Annotated in this window: 2 pseudogenes; both read left to right on the top strand. The window is 74.9% G+C overall.

Annotated elements, in window-relative coordinates:
- A pseudogene (locus ACFHWU_RS29450) lies at window positions 1-293 on the top strand (4-oxalocrotonate decarboxylase); the annotation flags it as partial.
- Window positions 290-422: pseudogene (locus ACFHWU_RS29445) on the top strand (RidA family protein); the annotation flags it as partial. The pseudogenes ACFHWU_RS29450 and ACFHWU_RS29445, both read left to right, overlap by 4 nt.

Raw genomic sequence — 422 nt, 5'->3', positions numbered from 1 at the left:
TCGGCCCCTGGCAGCCGGTCCCCGACGAAGTCGACAACCTCGGCGTACTCCTCGACATCGACGGACACACCGTGCAGACCGGATCCACCGCCGCGATCCTCGGCGACCCCCGCCGCGCCCTCGCCGCCGGCATCGCCCTCGCCGACCAGCACGGCCCGGCGCTCCAAGCCGGGTGGATCTTCCTGGCCGGCGCGGCCACCGCCGCCGTCCCCCTCCCACCCGGCGCGCACGTGCGGGCCACCGTCCAAGGGCTCGGCACCGCCGCCTTCACCACCACCGGAGGTACGCGGTGACCGCGCACCTGGTCGCCGGCAAAGCCACCCCACGCGGCAAGTTCCCGCACGTCAAGGTCGCCGGCGGGTTCATCTTCGTCTCCGGCACCTCCAGCCGCCGCCCCGACAACACCATCGCCGGCGCCACCG

This window comes from Micromonospora sp. LOL_015, assembly GCF_048060275.1.
In the GTDB taxonomy this organism is placed as follows: Bacteria; Actinomycetota; Actinomycetes; order Mycobacteriales; family Micromonosporaceae; genus Micromonospora_E.
Note: the sequence above shows the minus strand (reverse complement) of the source record. Positions and strands in the feature narration are given on the sequence as shown.